This window comes from Curtobacterium sp. MCJR17_043 (genome assembly GCF_003224315.2).
Lineage (GTDB): Bacteria > Actinomycetota > Actinomycetes > Actinomycetales > Microbacteriaceae > Curtobacterium.
In genome coordinates this window covers 1,457,337-1,475,384 of sequence record NZ_CP126259.1, presented here as the reverse complement: position 1 = coordinate 1,475,384, position 18,048 = coordinate 1,457,337, and the positions used below count along the sequence as shown (strand labels likewise).

At 73.1% G+C, this 18,048-nt stretch carries 10 protein-coding genes and 4 pseudogenes; 8 read left to right on the top strand and 6 right to left on the bottom strand.

All coding sequences use genetic code 11. The features are described 5' to 3' along the window. The first annotated feature begins 47 nt into the window (after window positions 1-47). On the top strand, window positions 48-734 hold the full coding sequence (locus tag DEJ15_RS07750) for a Fic family protein (protein ID WP_284176088.1): 687 nt from the start codon (window positions 48-50) through the stop codon (window positions 732-734). 71 nt (window positions 735-805) lie between these two features. Further along, window positions 806-2,961 (top strand): annotated as a pseudogene (locus DEJ15_RS07745) (S9 family peptidase). Window positions 2,962-3,031: 70 nt separating this feature from the next. On the opposite strand, the gene DEJ15_RS07740 reads toward DEJ15_RS07745, so the two are convergent. Continuing rightward, a complete protein-coding gene (locus DEJ15_RS07740) occupies window positions 3,032-4,279 on the bottom strand; it encodes a hypothetical protein (RefSeq protein WP_284176087.1) in 1,248 nt (415 codons plus the stop codon). Window positions 4,280-4,688: 409 nt separating this feature from the next. On the opposite strand from DEJ15_RS07740, the gene DEJ15_RS07735 reads away from it, so the two are divergent. Further along, on the top strand, window positions 4,689-4,961 hold the full coding sequence (locus tag DEJ15_RS07735) for a mycoredoxin (RefSeq protein ID WP_110824018.1): 273 nt from the start codon (window positions 4,689-4,691) through the stop codon (window positions 4,959-4,961). 158 nt (window positions 4,962-5,119) lie between these two features. On the opposite strand, the pseudogene DEJ15_RS07730 reads toward DEJ15_RS07735, so the two are convergent. Then, window positions 5,120-7,247: pseudogene (locus DEJ15_RS07730) on the bottom strand (DEAD/DEAH box helicase). A gap of 525 nt (window positions 7,248-7,772) precedes the next feature. Next, window positions 7,773-8,618 carry an aminoglycoside phosphotransferase family protein gene (locus DEJ15_RS07725; RefSeq protein ID WP_284176085.1) on the bottom strand — a complete coding sequence of 282 codons (846 nt, stop codon included), beginning with the start codon at window positions 8,616-8,618 and terminating at the stop codon, window positions 7,773-7,775. A gap of 476 nt (window positions 8,619-9,094) precedes the next feature. On the opposite strand from DEJ15_RS07725, the gene DEJ15_RS07720 reads away from it, so the two are divergent. Both DEJ15_RS07720 and DEJ15_RS07715 read left to right on the top strand, forming a co-directional pair. Further along, window positions 9,095-10,003 (top strand): FUSC family protein, encoded by a 909-nt coding sequence (locus DEJ15_RS07720; RefSeq protein ID WP_284176084.1) that lies wholly within the window; start codon window positions 9,095-9,097, stop codon window positions 10,001-10,003. Next, window positions 9,975-10,157, top strand: coding sequence for a hypothetical protein (locus tag DEJ15_RS07715; RefSeq protein ID WP_284176083.1), 183 nt, complete (start codon window positions 9,975-9,977; stop codon window positions 10,155-10,157). The genes DEJ15_RS07720 and DEJ15_RS07715 overlap by 29 nt, the downstream gene beginning before the upstream one ends. Before the next feature lie 15 nt (window positions 10,158-10,172). Here the strand turns inward: DEJ15_RS07715 and DEJ15_RS07710 are convergent, their stop codons facing one another. Then, complete coding sequence (locus DEJ15_RS07710) at window positions 10,173-10,490, bottom strand: hypothetical protein (RefSeq protein ID WP_110823846.1); 318 nt, start codon at window positions 10,488-10,490, stop codon at window positions 10,173-10,175. A gap of 206 nt (window positions 10,491-10,696) precedes the next feature. On the opposite strand from DEJ15_RS07710, the gene DEJ15_RS07705 reads away from it, so the two are divergent. The 3 genes and pseudogenes from DEJ15_RS07705 (at window position 10,697) to DEJ15_RS07695 (ending at window position 12,908) form a co-directional block, all read left to right on the top strand. After that, window positions 10,697-11,374 carry a response regulator transcription factor gene (locus DEJ15_RS07705; protein WP_110823845.1) on the top strand — a complete coding sequence of 226 codons (678 nt, stop codon included), beginning with the start codon at window positions 10,697-10,699 and terminating at the stop codon, window positions 11,372-11,374. A 752-nt stretch (window positions 11,375-12,126) separates the two neighbouring features. Next, window positions 12,127-12,252 (top strand): annotated as a pseudogene (locus DEJ15_RS18150) (histidine kinase dimerization/phospho-acceptor domain-containing protein); the annotation flags it as partial. A 365-nt stretch (window positions 12,253-12,617) separates the two neighbouring features. Then, window positions 12,618-12,908 (top strand): ATP-binding protein, encoded by a 291-nt coding sequence (locus DEJ15_RS07695; protein ID WP_284176077.1) that lies wholly within the window; start codon window positions 12,618-12,620, stop codon window positions 12,906-12,908. 84 nt (window positions 12,909-12,992) lie between these two features. Here the strand turns inward: DEJ15_RS07695 and DEJ15_RS07690 are convergent. Both DEJ15_RS07690 and DEJ15_RS07685 read right to left on the bottom strand, forming a co-directional pair. Next, window positions 12,993-16,410: pseudogene (locus DEJ15_RS07690) on the bottom strand (error-prone DNA polymerase). After that, a complete protein-coding gene (locus DEJ15_RS07685) occupies window positions 16,410-18,032 on the bottom strand; it encodes a DNA polymerase Y family protein (protein ID WP_284176074.1) in 1,623 nt (540 codons plus the stop codon). Before DEJ15_RS07685 ends, DEJ15_RS07690 begins: the two are co-directional and overlap by 1 nt. Between the last annotated feature and the right edge of the window lie 16 nt (window positions 18,033-18,048).

Here is an 18,048-nt window from a genome sequence, read left to right as displayed (position 1 = left end):
GCAGAACTGGATCGGCGGCGGGGTGTCTCCCCCGGGACGCCGCGTACGTGCCGCCGCCCGCGGACGACGTCCCCGCCGCGATGGCCGACCTCTTCGCGTTCCTCGCGCGGGACGACGTCGACGCGTTGGCGCAGGCCGCGATCGCCCATGCCCACTTCGAGTCCGTCCACCCGTTCACCGACGGCAACGGGCGGATCGGTCGAGCGCTGGTCAACGCGGTCCTGCGGCGGCGTGGCGTCACGACCGCGCTCGTCGTGCCCGTGGCCGCTGCTCTGGTCGCCGATCGAGCGGGCTACTTCGCCGAGCTCGAACACTACCGGGACGGCCACGTCGACGGGATCGTCGCCCTGACGGCGCGGGCGGTCGGCGTCGTCTGCGACGAGGTCGAGTTCGCCGCGCTCCGACTCGACGAGATCGAGCACGACCGGAACATGGTCCGGCCGACGGGCCACGGGCCACGCGTGGCGCACCGCCCGGACCTCCTCCGCGTCCTGCTGGCCGATCCTGTGCTGACCGAGGCCGCGGTGAGCGCAGCGCTCCCAGCGGACTTGCCGTGGACCGACGCGGTGATCGACGAGCTCGTGGGCGCCGGCGTGCTCCGCCCCGTCACGGAACGTCGACGCGACCGGGCCTGGGTGGCGTCGGACGTCCTGGCCGAACTCGACGCACTCGCCGAGCGGATCCGGGCGGCAGCGGCACCGGGCTCCTCCGGTCTGACCCCAGCGGCAGCGTGACGGGGAGACGGAGCCGGGTCGGGCCTCCATCCCGAACGCATAGGGTGGGCCGGGTGACCAGCGAGCACGACGTGACCACCCCGCCGACCGCCGCCAAGCGGCCCGTGACGCGGACCCACCACGGCATCGACTTCGTCGACGACTACGAATGGCTCCGTGACAAGGAGTCCCCGGACACCGTCGCGTACCTCGAGGCCGAGAACCGGTACACCGAAGCGCAGACCGAGCACCTCGGTGCGCTGCGGGACCGCCTGTTCGACGAGGTGAAGAGCCGCGTGCAGGAGACCGACCTCTCGGTGCCGGTGCGGATGGGCCAGTGGTGGTACTTCACCCGCACGAGCGAGGGCAGCCAGTACGGCGTGCAGTGCCGCGCCCCGATCAGCGGGCCGGACGACTGGACGCCGCCGTCCCTCGACGAGGGCTCAGCCACCCTCCCGGGCGAGGAGGTCGTCCTCGACGGCAACGCCCTCGCCGACGGACACGACTTCTTCTCGCTCGGCACGTACGACATCAGCGACGACGGCAGCCGCCTCGTGTACGGCGTCGACGTCGAGGGCGACGAGCGGTACACGCTCGCCGTCCGCGACCTCGAGACCGGGCAGGACCTGCCCGACACCATCCCGAACACCGGAGCCGGCGCGACGTTCGACCCCTCCGGGCGGTACGTCTTCTACCCGACGGTGGACGAGTCCTGGCGCCCGGACCGCATCTGGCGGCACGAGGTCGGCACCGCGGCGGACACCGACGTGGTCGTGTTCGAGGAACCGGACGACCGGTACTGGGTCGGCGTCGGGGTCACCCGTTCGTCGCAGTACATCGTCATCGAGCTCGGATCGAAGATCACCTCCGAGGCGCTCGTCCTCGACGCGTCCGACCCCACGGGCGCGTTCCGTGTGGTGTGGCCGCGTCGCGAGGGCGTGGAGTACGAGATCGAGCACGCGATCGTCGGGGGCAGCGACCGTCTGCTCGTCCTGCACAACGACGGCGCGGAGAACTTCGAGCTGGTCGACGTGCCCGCGGACGACCCGACCTCGACCGCCGACCGCCGCGTGGTCGTCCCGCACCACGAGCAGCGGCGCATCGAGTCGGTGGACGCCTTCGCCGGGCACCTCGCGCTCGAGTACCGGTCCGAGGCGCTCCCCCCGGATCGCCGTCATCCCGATCGAGGGCGACGGCTACGGCGAACCCCACGAGGTCCCCTTCGACGAGGCACTGTTCTCGGCCGGACTCGGCGGCAACCCCGAGTGGGACCAGCCGACCCTCCGCCTCGGGTACACGTCCTTCGTGACCCCGTCCGAGGTGAGCGACCTCGACCTGGCGACCGGACAGGTGACCGTCCTGAAGCGGCAGCCGGTGCTGGGCGGGTACGACCCGGCCGACTACGTGCAGGAGCGCGACTGGGCGACCGCTGCCGACGGCACCCGCGTCCCGATCTCGCTGGTGTGGCGCAAGGACGCCGTCGACGCGGACGCCCCGGCGCCGCTGCACCTGTACGGCTACGGGTCGTACGAGCACTCGATCGACCCCGGCTTCAGCGTCATGCGCCTGTCGATGCTCGACCGCGGGGTGGTCTTCGCGGTCGCGCATGTCCGCGGTGGTGGCGAGATGGGCCGGCACTGGTACGAGGACGGCAAGACCCTGACCAAGAAGAACACCTTCACGGACTTCGTCGCCGTCGCCGAGCACCTGATCGACAGCGGTCGGACGAGCGCCGACCAGCTCGTGGCCGAGGGCGGCAGCGCCGGTGGGCTCCTGATGGGCGCGGTGGCGAACCTGGCCCCCCGAGCGGTTCGCGGGCATCCTCGCCGCGGTGCCGTTCGTCGACGCGCTGACGAGCATCCTCGACCCGGACCTGCCGCTCACGGTGATCGAATGGGACGAGTGGGGCGACCCGCTGCACGATGCCGAGGTCTACCGCTACATGAGCGAGTACACGCCGTACGAGAACGTCCGTGACGACGTGCAGTACCCGCGCATCCTCGCCGTGACCTCGATCAACGACACCCGCGTGCTGTACGTCGAGCCGGCGAAGTGGACTGCGAAGCTCCGCGAGGTCGGGGCCCCCGTCCTGCTGAAGACGGAGATGGCCGCCGGCCACGGTGGCGTCAGCGGACGGTACGACTCGTGGAAGGAGCGGGCGTTCGAACTGGCCTGGTTGCTCGACGTCCTCGGTCTGGCCGACGTCTCCCCTGCGGCCGCGACGGCGAACCCGATCGCGGCCGGCTGAGCGGACCCCGCGACCGACACGACGACGGCGCGCACCCGGCCCGGGTGCGCGCCGTCGTCGTGTCCGACGGTCACACGCGGTTGAGCGCGTGCACCGCCTCGTCGTAGGACTCCTCCGCCATCCGGACCCGGTCGCCGGCGAGCACGCCGTACCCGAACGTCCCTTCGCCTCCGCGATCGGCGATCCCGGAGTGCGTGCGGAGCGCGTCGAGTGCGTACAGCGACCGCACCCGCTCGGTGAGGACGTCGGCGGCGGTCCCGATGCGCTTCCACAGTGCGTGCGGGAAGGCGTCGTCCCCGAGCACGTCCATCGCGAGTCGTGCGCGCATCGTCCCCTGCCAGGCCAGTTCGGTCGCAGCCCGGTCGGCTGCTTCGCGTGCGGCCGCCGTGTCGGAGGTGTCGTCGGCCACGGCGTCGCGCACGAGCTCCCGGACGTGGGGCTTCACCGTTGCGGTGACGTCCTGGGCGACCTTCTTCGGCGACCGGAGCGCCCACGCCGTCGGGGCGGGCCGCTCGACGGCGTCGTCGAGGGCGTCGAGGAGCTCCAGGAACGGCTTCCCGTGCAGCGCCGCGACGACGTCCCGCACCGCGGAGTCGCGTCGCTCGCGCGTGGCGGCGAGGATGCGTTCGCGGGTCATGGCGTCGACGAGGGCGTCCTGCGCCGGCGTCGACGCCCGCGGCAGCCGCTCGACCAGGTACTCGGCGAGCGCGGCACGGGCGGCCACGTCGGCGAGGGCGTCGGCGCCGGCGACGGCGCGGTCGACGGCGTCACCGGCGGCGAACGCGGGTCGGTAGGTCTGCAGGATCGCTGCGATCTCCAGCGTCGTCGCGGCCACGTCGCGGAGCTCAGCGTTCTCGCCGGAGCGCAGCCGGGCCTCCTGGTCGAGCAGCGCGGAGCGCAGCTTCCCGAGACGCTTCGTGAGGATGCGCGCGGTCGTCCCCTTCTCGGGACGGTCGACGGTCTGGAGGCGCGGTGCCGGTGCTCCGGCGAGCCCGCGTGCCAGCTTGGACGCGACGGCGGCGGGGCCGGCGCCGACGGCCGCGAACCGACCGTCGAGCGCGGCGAAGAGCTCGTGAGCGACCTGTTCGTCCACACCGCCGACGGTCTCGACCTCGACCTCCCGCCAGGTGCGCGGGTCGGCCGGAGCGTCGTCGTCGAGCCGTTCGGCGACGACCCGGTCGTCCGCGAGTTCGGCGATCTGGTCGCCGTCCTCGTCGAGCAGGCGGGTGACGGTGCGGGTGGTGGTGATGCGGACGACCGGGTGCAGTCCGCGGCCCCGGCGCTCGGTGAACAGGGCGGCGAGGACCTCGTCGGGCACGGTGTCCGGGTCCTCGGTGAGCGGGAAGTGCTGCTCGTGCCGGACGGTGTCGGACTCGGCGCGCTTGATGTGCCAGCCGGCGTCGTGTCCCCCCGGTGCGACGGCGGACGGTGACGTGCGCGGCGACCAGGTCGTACCGCTGCGTGTCCCAGTAGGTGGCGTCGAGCTCGAACGGCTCCTGGTGGTCAGCCCGCATGATGCCGCCGACGCCGATCAGGTCGGGGAGCGGGGCTCCGTCGGGCAGGTCGTAGGTGCGCTCGATCTCGAGGTGGGTGTCGCTCACGCGGTCCTGTCTACCAGGGTGGGAGGGGTCGCCTCGTCACGCGGTCGGCCGCGACCGCCCCGGCAGGTGCCGCCGGGGCTCGACGACGGTCACGAGCCTCCCGGGGAGCAGGACGAGAATGAGGACATGAGCGAGACGATCACCCGTGACGCGTTCGTGCCCCAGGCCGGCGGCGTCACCATGTTCACCACGAGCTGGTGCGGCTACTGTGCCCGGCTGAAGAACCAGATGACGAAGGCCGGTGTGCCCTTCCGCGAGGTCGACATCGAGCAGACGCCGGGCACCGCCGAGCTGGTCGCCGAGGTCAACGGCGGCAACCAGACCGTGCCGACCCTGGTGTTCCCGGACGGCAGCACCGCGACGAACCCGTCCCTGGCGGAGGTCCAGTCGCGCGTCTGAAGCGCACCGCCCGGCGCGGCCCGGCGCGAGCTGGCCCAGCACAACGAGAACCCGCTCGAACCACGGACGTCCGTGGTTCGAGCGGGTTCTCGTTGTGCGGTGCCGAACGGCGCCGGGCTGGGGCCCGCCCGGGCTCGGCGTCGGGCCGCCGCCGAGCGCTAGCGGCTGAGCGCGTCCATGAGCAGCGCGGCCATGGCGTCGAGCTGGATGTCGCCGGAGTCGACGACCTCCTCGTCGGAGCCGTCGAGCGCCCGGGCCGCGAGTCCGGCCTTGCTGTCGATGAGCTCGGCGATCTTCGTGTCGATCGTCTGCGCGGCGATGATGCGCCACGCGGTGACCGGCTCCTCCTGCCCGATGCGGTGCACGCGGTCGATCGCCTGGGTCTGCTCGGCGCTCGTCCAGGACAGCTCGGCGAGGACGACGTTGGACGCCACCTGCAGGTTGAGCCCGACACCCGCCGCGGTGAGCGAGCAGACGATGACGGCCACGTCCGGGTCGTTCACGAACGAGTCGATCTCGGCCGTGCGCTGCGCCGGCGTCTGGTCGCCGCGGATCGTCGCCGTGCGCAGGTGCCGACGGGCGAAGACCTCCTCGGCCTGGTCCATCACGTCGAGGTGCTTCGCGAAGAAGACGACCTTGCCGACGTTCGAGGCGAGCTGCGCCGCGTAGTCCGCCGCGAGCTGCGCCTTGGCCCGGCCGATGCGCCGCACCATGGAGAACACGTTCTCGCCGGTGGACGAGGCGTCCTGGTCCTCGAGCTCCCAGCGGGCGACCTGGCGGACGAGCTTCTCGTCGATGCCGACGACCGGGTCCTGGCCGGTCCGGGCGGCGAGCGCCTGGTGGTACCGCTTGACGAGCTTCGCGGTGAGCTCGCGCTCGGCGTCGCGGATGGAGCGGCCCTCGTCGCCGTCGAGCTCGACGGGGATGTCGGCGATCCGGCGGGCGGGGATGTCCGCCGCGACGTCGACCTTGCGCCGTCGGACGATGCCGAGGTCGATCACGGCCTTCCGCGCTTCGGTGAAGAAGCCCTGGTCGGCCGGGGTGAGCCCGATCTCCTCGAGCTCGTTCATGAGCTGCGCGCGGGGCTTCTTGTCGTCGATCCAGCCGAGGAACTCCCAGATGGTGCGGAAGTCCTCGACGGAGTTGATGAGCGGGGTACCGGTCAGGGCCATGAGCAGCGGGTTCGCCGTCCGCTCCCGGATCTTCTCGGCGAGCTGCAGCACGTACTTCGAGCGCTGCGACTCCTTGTTCTTGATGAAGTGTGCCTCGTCGACGACCATGCCCTTGAAGCCGAACGTGCCGAGCCAGCCGACGTGCCGGTCGAGGATCTCGTAGTTGACGATGAGGATGTCGGCGAAGCCGTCGAGGTCCTGCCCGTCACCGTGGATGACGGTCGCGCGGTGGTTCGGCACCCAGCGCTCGGCCTCGCGCGCCCAGTTCGTCTTGACGACGTTCGGGACGACGACGAGCAGCGGGAAGGCCTTGGCCGCGTCCGCCGCGAGGAGCGACTGCGCGGTCTTGCCGAGACCCGGTTCGTCGGCGAGCAGGAAGGTGCGGTGTCCCTGCGCGGCGGAGGTGACGAGCTCGGCCTGGTGCTTCATCAGCGTCACACCGGAGGGTGTGTGCAGCGACGCGGGCTCGGGCAGCGGCATGGACGCTGCTCCCCCGCCGGCGCCGTACTCGAACGACTTGAACAGCGGACCGAAGAGCTCCCAGTTCGCCAGCCGGCGGGGATGGGCGACGGGCTGGTCGGCGAGCGCGAAGTCCGGCGGCAGGAACGGGTTGGCGAGCTGGCGCTGCACGACCGCCTGCGGCACGACGGCACGCTCGGGGGGTCTCCACCGCCGCGGTGGGTTCGGCCGCGATGACGAGGTCCTCGGGCTGGAGCTCCATGCCGGCGGCGATCATCATGTCGCGCTTCACGGTGCGGGTGGCCTCGGAGACCGCGGCCTCCTCGGTCAGGAGCTGGATGACGCTGGTGTCCCGGGCGGCGGTCTTCGCCAGGATCGTCGCGACGCCGTCCAGGCGCTTGAGCTGCTCGGCACGCTGTGCGTCGGTGAGCGTCGTGTCCGCCTTCACGCGGGCACGCTCCTCACGCATGAGCAGCGCCACTGCCTGGAACTTCGTGCGGTTCGTGGCCTTGAGGGCTCCGCGCTGCGCGGCGGCCTCGACCTCGCGGACGGCACGGGCGAGGACGGGGATGAGGCCGTCGTTGTCGAGCGGCCGGGTCCGGCGCGACGCCGTCCGCGTGCCACCGGCAGCGCGGCGGGTACCTGATCGAGCCAAGGCTCCTCCTGTTCCGCCCTCGTCGGGGCGAGCCACCCGGTACGGGCGGAAGTCGTGTCGGTGCGTCCGTCGCACCCGGGTCCTCCCCGGGCCGCCGTGGCCCGGAGCGCACCGGATCGTCCGGCTGACCGCATCGCACGGCCCAGGGTGAGGACCGGTGGTCGATGGAACGGCCTGCGCGGGAGGTCCGGCGCCGTCGCACGCACGCGTCGTCCCGGAACTGTGCCCCCCGGAGAGCTCCGCCCTCCGGAGGGCCACGCCTCGATGAGAGGCCCACCCCAGGAGGTCCGAACCCGGACGACGCGGATCCGGCACCCGCACCGGTCAGGCGACCGGTCGTCGCGGCAGGAATCGACGCGACATACGAGCACGCGGTGCGTGCGCGGTCAGTTTACTCCCCCAGCCGACGTCGGAGGCGACTCCCCCACCCGCCGCGCGTGGCGGGCCTCCCGGCCGGTCGCCGTCGACGTACGGCGGCGCTGCCTCCTGGACCGCAGCCGGAACCGTCCTCGTCGGGACCGCTGGTCAGACGCGCGGCGCGGACCGCGGACGGCCGGAACCGGACGGGAGGCTCGGGGCCGGCTCCGCCAGGGCGGCCCGCGTCGCGGCGAGCAGCTGCTCCGCCGTCGCGATGCCGTTCGCCGACCCGGTGGTGGCCTGGCCGCCGGCGTGGGCGAGGAGCTGCGCGCCGATGGCGGGTCCGATGCGCTCGGCCTCCTGCGGGTTGCGGGCGACCCAGTCGCGGGCGACGGCGTCGGCGAGACGCTCGGCGGCGGCCCCACGCTCGGCGTCCCCGCGCGACCGGTGCCAGAGCCCGGTGACGACGAGGTGCGCGACCACGGCGCCGATGTCGCGCACCGGGTGTCCCCACCCGGCGGTGTCGATGTCGAGCAGGCCGGAGATGCGCCAGGGCTCGTCCTCGTCGACGAACACCTGCTCGAGGTGCAGGTCCCCGTGCACGACCTGCTTCTGGCCCGCGGCCCACCCGATGGAGCGGCGGCCGATGGCGTCGTACAGCCGGTCGATCTCCTCGGCGTCGCCGGGGAGCGCGGTCGTCAGCGTCCGACGGTGCCAGTCGGCGTGGTCCATCGCGTCGGCCCGGGCCTGCTGCGTCATCGGCACCGTGGCGATCCGCCCGGTGAGCGCGGCGAGGGACGCCACGAACCGCGGGTCGTCGGCGATGTCGGTGATGCGGCTGCCGGCGGGCACGCCGCGGACGAGTTCGAGGACGAGCAGTCCGTCGCCGCGGCTCGCCAGCACCCGCGGCACGGGCAGGCCGGCGGCTGCGAACTGCTCGTGGGTCCGGACGATCGGGGCGACCCGGTGCGGACGGACGATCTTGATGAACATAGTCCGTTCCGGGGCGTCCACCCGGACGACGGCGCGCTTCCCCCGGTCGGTACGCGGCGACCGTCAGCGTCGGGTTCGTCACCGGCAGCCCGAGCGTGGTGAGGAGCTCCGCGACGGCGTCGCGGTACGTCACCTGCGGCAGGACCGGGAGGCCCGGGTCGTTCGGGTAGGCCCACACCGACACCGGGTCGCCGGTCGTCGGGTCGGTGACGATGGCGCTGTTCTGGTCGTGGGTGCCACCGGTGTCGACGTAGGTCAGGACGGTGGCGCGCTGGCCTGCCCGGTCGACGGTGTCCACCTCGTAGCCGTACAGGTAGCCGTTGCCGGACGGCTCGACCGAGTGCGCGCGCGCGGCGACGACCGTCGTCCCGGACCCCGCGAAGGCCTCGGGGATGACTCGCTCATGGTTCGGCCACACGCCCACAGTCAACCGTGTCACCGGGGATCCGTCGCGTTCGTGCCCGGCTCGGCGTGCGGCTCGTGGCTACCGTGGGAGCGTGAACCCGGTCGCGCCCCTCCGCAGCTCGAGTCGCACACCCTTCCTGCAGGTCGTGAAGACCGCGGTGGCGGTGGTCGCGGCGGTGCTCCTGTGCGAACTGCTCATCCGCGGGCCCTTCCCGACCTTCGCCGCGATCGCCGCCCTGCTCGTCGTCCAGCCGAGCATCAACCAGTCGTTCGTCAAGGGCCTCGAGCGGAGCGCGGGCGTGCTGCTCGGCGTGGTGCTCGCCACCGGGGTGCACCTGCTCCTCGGCGACGCCGTCGCGGTCGTCCTGCTCGTCGTCGTCCTCGCGATCCTGCTCGCCTGGGCACTGCGGCTCACACCGACCTCCGCGACGCAGGTCGGCATCAGCGGCATGCTCGTGCTCACCGCGGGTGTCGTCACGCCGAACTACTCGGCCGACCGGATCCTCGAGACCGTGGTCGGCGCGGTCGTCGCCCTCGCGGTGAACGCCGTCATCGTCCCGCCGGTGCTCATCGAACCCGCGCACCTGGCGGTCGCGCGGCTCGCCCGGGACACGGCCGCCGCCTTCGAGCGGATCGCCGTCGGACTGACCGAGGGGTGGGACGCCGGACGGTGGGACGAGGCACTCCGCCAGGCCCGCGCACTCCGCCAGCAGCACGGCAGGACCGAGGCGGCGCTGACGTCGGCGCGCGACTCCCTCACGATGAACCCGCGTGGCGGCCGGCACCGCACGATCCTCGAGCGCGACGTCGCGGTCGCCGAACACCTCCGGGTCCTCGTCACGCGCGTGACCGGCATGACCCGTGCCGTCCGGGACAACACCGCCCCCCGACCTGCGGGCCGACCCGATGGTCGGTCGGATCGCCACCGAGGTCGCCCGGATCGGCGCCGACGTCCGACGCCTCGGTGCACAGGTGGAGTCAGCGCGGCTGACGCCGGGTGAACTCGACGACGGCCCGGAGGACGCCAGGCTCGAGCACGCCCTGACGGCCCCGCTCGCGGTGGTCCGGCCGAACTCCCGGCACTGGGTGCTCATCGGGGCCCTGCTCGAGGACGTCCGACGCGTGCGCGAGGAACTCCTCGGCGAGGACGACTGACGCCGGCCCCCCGGTTCAGCAGACCCGCTCGCCCGCTGCCCGTGCGGCCTCGGTGGCGGTGGACAGCACCTCGCGCCAGACGTCGGCTGCGGGCCACGTCGGGTCCGAGGTGCCCATCTCCACGTCGGCGAACCGGCCGATCTCGGCGACCACCGCCTCCGGTCCGACCGCCCGTGCTGCGCGACCGGCGCTGTCCGGCACGGCCGTGCGCAGGTCGGCGACCACGCGGTCGCGGTGTGGTCCGTCGAGCGCTCCGAGGCCGACGACGCCCTTCCAGGCGGAGTCGAGCTCGGCGCGCAGGCGGACGATCTCCGGAAGGTCCGGGTCGTGCATGCTTCCCCCCAAGTACAGGACGGTCTGTCGGGTGCAGCGTCCGAGGCGGAGCATAGCAACGAAGGGGGTACCGTCAGTACCCGTCAGTCTCGGGTGTCCACTGACCGCAGCCCGCACCGGTCGGCTGTGTCGCTGCTCAGGCGTCGTGACGACGGAACCGCCCACGCGGTCCGCGTTCGGTGCCACGATGGTCGCAGGAGGTCCAGATGCGCTTGTTGGTGGTCGAGGACGACGACGAGATGCGCGCGCTCATGGAGCGCGGGCTCGCCGCCGAGGGGTACCGCGTCACCGCGGTCGAGAACGGTGTGGAGGCACTCATCGCCCTGGGCGAGCAGCCCTACGACATCGCCGTGGTCGACGTGATGATGCCCGGCATGTCCGGCTTCGAGTTGGCGCGGCGCGTCCGCGAGCGCGAGGACCCGGTCCGGATCCTGCTCGTGACCGCGCGGGACGCCGTCGACGACCGTGTGTTCGGGCTCGACGCGGGCGCGGACGACTACCTCACCAAGCCCTTCGCCTTCGCCGAGCTCACCGCACGTCTGCGGGCCCTGGGGCGTCGCGAGCCGACCGGCGCCCCGCGCACCATCGAGGTCGGGGACGTCTCCATCGACTCGGAGGCCCGTCGCGTGTCCGTCAAGGGGCAGCGGGTCGCGATGAGCCCCACCGAGTTCGCCCTGCTGCGCCTCCTCGCGCGCTCGGTCGGCACCGTCGTCGACCGGCCGAAGATCCTCGAGGAGGTCTGGGACGGGTCGCAGCACGTGGACCCGAACGTCGTCGAGCAGTACATCTCCTACCTGCGGAAGAAGCTCGTCGCGCAGGAGGCCACCGTGGCCATCAGCACCGTGCGCGGTCGGGGCTACCGACTCGACCTCGTCACGGCCTGACGACCGCGTGGTGCGGTCGGACGGCGGCGTGACCGCGGGGCGGGTGCCGGGGCGCCGGCCGTCCCGGCTGCGGTCGCTGTCGTTGCGCGCCCGGATCACGATCGGGTCGACCGTCATCGCCGCCGTCGTCATCGCCCTGCTCGTGCTCGTGATGCGCCTGCAGGTGGTCAACGTCGTGGCGAGCGCCACCGAGACCCTGCTCGACGCCGACACGGACCCGTACGTCGCGACGCTCGAGGTCGACAGCGACCCGAACCTCTCACCACCCGGCAACGCCCAGTTCGTCGCCGTGGTCTCCCCCACCGGTGAGATCACCCTGTCCTCGATGCCGCGCCGCCTCGAGCAGTCGCTCGGCAGTCTGCGGACGACGCCGGCCGGCACCTCGGTCGTCGAGCTCGGCGGGTCCCAGTACCGCGTGGTCGTCGAACACCCGGTGAACCAGGCCGGTCGCTGGACCGTCGTCGCTGCCCGCAACTCGCAGGCCGAGGCGATCGTCGTCGACGAACTCACCACGACGCTGTCCTTCACCGGTCTGGCGATCCTCCTGGCCTTCGGCGTCGCGTCGTGGGTGCTGGCCACCACCGCACTCCGTCCGGTCAACCGGATGCGTCGCGAAGCCGAGCGGCTGTCCGTCGCCCCCCGAACGTGCCGAGTTGCCGGTCGGCCCGGCGCAGGACGAACTCGCCTCGCTCGCGACGACCCTCAACGCCTTCCTGGCGCGGACGCGACAGGCCACCGAACGCGAACGACAGATGGTCTCGGACGCGAGCCACGAGCTCCGCACACCGCTGGCGATCCTCACCACGCAGCTCGACCTCGCCGCGCTCGACCGGGACGACGCCCGCGCACTCGCCGCGCACATCGAGCGGGCGAAGAACAGCGTCGCCCGGCTCTCACGACTGGCCAACGACCTGCTCACGCTCTCGCGGATCGAGGAGTCGGAGCGCCGCGCGGCCGACGGTGCCCCGCAGTCCGCCACGACCTGGTCGGACCTCGGTGACGAGGTGATGGCCGCCGTCGACCGGGTGCGGCTCATCGCGAGCGCGAAGGACGTCACCGTCGACTTCGAACTCGAACCGCCGACCGTGGCCGACGGTTCCGACGGTTCCGACGAGCCGCGGTACCGGCTCGACACCGGGGGCATGGCACAGCTCGTCACGAACACCGCCGGCAACGCCGTCGCGGCGCTCCCCCCGCGGAGGCACCGTGCTCGTCAGCTGGCGGGCCGCCTCCGGCGAGGGGGGTGCTGCAGGTCACGGACGACGGCCCCGGCGTCCCGGAGTCGTTCGTGCCGGTCGCGTTCGACCGCTTCACCCGACCCGACGAGGCCCGCACGTCCCGCCGCGACCCGGACCCGACCACCGGCGGGGTCCCGATGCCGGGCGGGTCCGGCCTCGGGCTCGCGATCGTGCGGGCGGTGGCGGAGCGGGCGGGCGGCACGGCGGCCCTCCGCAACCTGCCGACGGGTGGGCTCGAGGTGACCGTGCGGGTGCCCGAGGTGCGGGACGCTCCGGCGGTGCGCGCAGCGCACTGACCCGGACGGAAGCGGCGGTCGGTGCGCGTCACAGGCTCCCGGTGTGTCGTCACCAGCGGTGCGTCCCGGGGACGGGAGCGGCGGTCACTGGAAGTCCCGCGACCGTGTCCGGACGGCGAGCGGGAGGTGCTCGATGCGGTCCGCGACGAGGTTGACCACCCCGTCCGGTGACCGCTCGAGGATCCCCCCGCACGATGACCGCAGGGGACTCCCGTGCCACCCGGCGGTACCGGCCCCACACCCCGACGCTGCAGATGACGTTCACCAGGCCGGACTCGTCCTCGACGTTGAGGAACGTGATCCCCGACGCCGTCGCCGGGCGCTGCCGGTGCGTCACGATCCCGCCGACCTCCACGCGCCGGCCGGTCTCCGCCGTCCTGGTGTCCTCGACGCTGAGCACCCCGCGCGCCGACAACCGCTCGCGGAGGTGCCCGACGGGGTGGTCGTCCGTGGACATCCCCGTCGACCACATGTCCGCGATGAGGACGTCCCCGCTCGTCATCTGCCCGAACAGCGGCGGCTGCACGACGACCTGGGTGTCCGGCAGCTGGTCGGGGCGCTCCGCCGCCGCCTGCGCCGCCGACCACATGCCACCACGACGATCGACCCCGAGCGACTCGAACGCGTCCGCGGCGGCGAGCGCCTCGAGCTGCGCGGTGGTGAGGCCGACCCGGCGTGCGAGGTCGGACATGTCCGTGAACGGTCCGTTCGCCCGCCGCTCGGCGACGATCCGCTCGGCGCTCCGGCGGCCGAGCGACGCGACCTCGGCGAGGCCGAGCCGCACGGCGGAGGCACCGTCACGACGGTGTGCGGCGGTGTCGTCGGGGGCGTCCCGATCGAACGGCAACACCGGCGGCTGCTCGGTGGCCAGACAGGCGTCGTCCCCGACCGCGTCCGTCAGACCCTCGATCGGTTCGAGCGTCGCGTCGACCTCGGACCGCAGGATGTCCGGCCGGAGCACGCGGACCCCGTGCCGGCGGGCGTCGGCTACGAGGGTCTGCGGCGAGTAGAACCCCATCGGCTGTGCACGGAGCAGCGCCGCCAGGAACGCCCCCGGGTAGTGCAGCCGCATCCACGCGCTCGCGTAGACGATGAGCGCGAAGCTGATCGAGTGGCTCTCCGCGAAGCCGAAGTTCGCGAACGCCTGGATCTTGGCGTAGATGGCGTCGGCGTCCTCGCCGTGGATGTCGTTCTCCGCCATGCCCCGGTAGAGCTTGTCCCGGAGCCGGTCGATCTTCTCGAGGCCGCGCTTCGACCCCATCGCCCGACGGAGCAGGTCGGCGTCGTCCCCGGAGCAGTTGCCGACCGCGATGGCCATCTGCATGAGCTGCTCCTGGAACAGCGGGACCCCGAGCGTCCGTTCCAGCACCGGTTCGAGCGCGGGGTGGATGTAGGTCACCGGTTCCTCACCCGTGCGCCGGCGGATGTACGGGTGCACCGCCCCGCCCTGGATCGGCCCGGGGCGCACGAGGGCGACCTCGATCACGAGGTCGTAGAACCGACGCGGCAGCAACCGGGGCAGCGTGCCCATCTGCGCACGGGACTCCACCTGGAACACGCCGATCGTGTCCGCGCGACAGAGCTGGTCGTAGACGCCCTGCTCCTCCTTCGGGATGGAGTGCATGTCCCACCGCTCCCCGCAGTGGTCGGCGGCCAGGTCGAACGAGTACTGCAGCGCGGCGAGCATGCCGAGTCCGAGCATGTCGAACTTCACGAGCCCCATGTACGCGCAGTCGTCCTTGTCCCACTGCAGCACGGTCCGACCGTCCATCCGGGCGTGCTCGATCGGCACGACCTCGCCCACCGGCCGGTCGGTCAGGACCATCCCGCCGGAGTGGATGCCGAGGTGCCGCGGGAACCCGAGGACCTGCTGGGCCAGGTCGACCACCGGCTCCGGGATGTCGTGGTCCTGGCTCTCGGTGACCGAACCCCACCGTTCGACCTGCTTCGACCAGGCGTCCTGCTGTCCGGGGCTGTGTCCGAGTGCCTTCGCCATGTCCCGCACCGCACCCTTCGGCCGGTAGGTGATGACGTTCGCGACCTGCGCGGCGTTGAACCGGCCGTACTTGTCGTAGACGTACTGGATGACCTCTTCGCGCCGGTCGGAGTCGAAGTCCACGTCGATGTCCGGTTCCTCGTCGCGCATGGCCGACAGGAACCGCTCGAACGGCAGGCCGTACCGGATCGAGTCGACGGCGGTGATCTCGAGCAGGTAGCAGACCGCCGAGTTCGCGGCCGAACCCCGCCCCTGGCAGAGGATCCCCCCGCTCGCGGGCGAACTGCACCATGTCACGCACGATGAGGAAGTACCCGGGGGAAGCCCTTGTCCTCGATGACCGACAGCTCGCGTTCGATGCGCTCCCGCTTGTGCGCGTCGACGCCGTCCGCGTCCCCGGGGTAGAACCGGCGGGCCCCACGCCAGGTGAGTTCGCGCAGCCAGGTCATCGCCGTGTGGCCGTCCGGCACGTCGAGGTCGGGCAGCCCGGGCTTCGCGGTCTTCAGCTGGAAGCCGAGTTCGTCGGCGAGCACCACGCTCCGTTCGACGGCACCCGGCCACCGGGCGAACCGCCTGGCCATCTCGGCGCCGGACCGGAGGTGCGCGGTGTCGGCGGCGGGCAGCCACCCGTCGATCTCGTCCAGGCTGCGCCGGGCGCGGACGGCGGCCAGGGCGGTCGCCACCGGGAACCGGTCCGGGGTGGCGTAGTGCACGTTCCCGGTCGCCACGACGGGCAGCGCGTGCCGGGCGGCGAGCGCGGCGAGGACGTCGTTCCGGGCGCTGTCGAGCGGGTCCCCGTGGTCGGAGAGCTCCACGACGACGGAGCCCGTCCCGAACCGGTCGAGCAGCGCCCGCAGCGCCTGGTCGGCAGCGCTCTCGCCGCCGCGTTCGAGGGCCTGGCGGACGGTGCCCTTCCGACAGCCGGTGAGCACCCGCCACCGTCCGCCCGACCGCTCGGCGAGGTCGTCGAGGTCGTACCGGGGACGCCCCTTCTCGGAGCCCGCGGCGAGGTGCGCGGCCGTCACCGCGCCGGCCAGCCGGTGGTACCCGTCCTGCCCGTCGGCGAGGAGCAGCAGGTGCGAGCCCTCCGGGTCGGGTACGCCGTTCTGCGGTCCGGTCAGTCCGAGGGACAGCTCGGCGCCGTAGACGGTGGTGACGCTCGGGTACGTCTCGGCGACCTCGGCCATCCGCGCGGCACCGTAGAAGCCGTCGTGGTCGGTGATCGCCAGTCCGTGCAGGCCGAGTCGCGCGGCCTCCTCGAGCAGGTGCTCGGGCGGGCTCGCCCCGTCCAGGAAGCTGAAGGTCGAGTGCGCGTGGAGTTCCGCGTACGGCACCGCGGGCGGCGCGTCCGGCGAGGCGACGTCCGCCGGACGGTACGGCGCACGCTTCCGCGACCAGGCCGGGCTGTCGCCGCCGTCGCCCTCGGGGGGTCGTCCCCGGGCTCCGCTTGTCGGAGAGGGCGCGCTCGAACTGCGACCACGGGATCGGCGGGTTGTTGTACCCCATCAGTGTCCGTCCTTCACGTCGCGATCGCCTCTGCCCACCAGCGGTGGTCGGCGAGGACCAGGTACCACGCCCGCCCCTCGGCGTCGACGAGCTGCAGGCGGTGCAGTCGTCGTCCGCCCGACTCCCACCACCGCACGACGAGCGGCCACGGCCCCGCCCACGCCGTGACGGGTGCGAACCGTCCGCCGCGGTCGCCGTCCGACCGGAAGCGTCCGGGTTCGCCGGTCAGGGTGCCCCGGTCGTCGACGTCCACCGGACCGCCGTCCGCCGTGACGACGTCCACCGGACGCGGCCGCTCGAGGACCGTCGCCGGCGGCGGCCCGGGCAGCTTGCCCGGCCACGGGCGGTCCCGGACCACCGCGAGGGCGCGCTCGCCCCCGGCCGGTGCGTCCCCCCCACGGCACGAGCACGATTCGTTCCGCCAGCGTGCGGCCGCCACCGATCCGGGGCGTGACGACACCGTCGTGCCCGACCATGCCCTGTACGCGGGCCAGGCCGTGGTGCACCCGCTCGTCGGGTCCGGAGCCCCAGAGTCCGCGCTCGTGGTTCGCGAGGTCGTCCACCGCGACGGGTTCGAGCACGACCGAGGTGACCGGCGCCTCGAGCCCGGTCGGGTCGACCCCGCCGGCGAGCTGCCACCGCACCCGGTCCACCACGTCGGCCGCGTCGAACCACCGCGGGTGCGCCCACACCCGTTCGAGCAGGACGTCCCGCTCGTCGACGATGCCGACCCGGATCGTCGTCGCCACGAGACCGGCTGCACGGAGCTTCGCGGCGAAGTCGTCGGCGGAGCGGCGGAACGCGAAGGCGATCTGGTCGGCGCGGTCGAGGGGCGGTTCGAAGGACGCCTGGACCTCGAGGTCGGGCGGCACCTCGCGCGCGGAGACCTCCCGCGGGTCGCGCCCGCCGGCCAGGCGGTGCAGGAACGCCCCCGGGACGCCGAACCGGTCGCGCACCTGTTCGTCGGTGAGCGCGGCGAAGTCCCCGAGCGTCGCGATCCCGAGTCGGCCGAGGACCATCGCGAGGTCCGGGTCGCCGAGCACGCCGAGCGGCAGCGGGGCGAGGAACTCCGCCGACCCGCCGACCGGCACCATCCGGACGCGCTCCCCGGGCCGCCGCGGTCGTGCCCGTGCGGCCTGCTCGGCGGCGAACGGGGTGTCGGCCACCCCGGCCCGGACACCCGGTGCGCCGTGGTCGGCCGCGATGCCCGCCAGGACGGTCGCCGCGGCCCGTTCTCCACCGTGGTAGCGCGCCGGACCGCGGGCCCGCAGCGCGATCGTCCCGGGGCGCAGGACCTCCACCCCGGGTGCTGCTTCCTCGATGGCGCGGATGACCGGCTCGAACGCACGGTGGTCGAGCGCGTCGTCGTACGGCTGGGTGACGAGGTCGGTGCAGCGTGCCTGTGCTTCCCGCACCCGCAGCCCTCGGACCACCCCGACCTGCCGGGCCGAGGCGGAGCTGGCGAAGACCAGGCCCTTGGCGATGAGGGCGAACGGTTGTTCCGGGGGCGATCCGGCTGCCCGGGCGGCCGCGATGACGGGCCAGTCCGGGCACCAGAGGACGATCGTGCGGGTCGGCGGGGGGTTCCGGCAGCCCCGCTCCCCGGCTGAGCGCGTCCGCACGGACGGCTCCCGCACC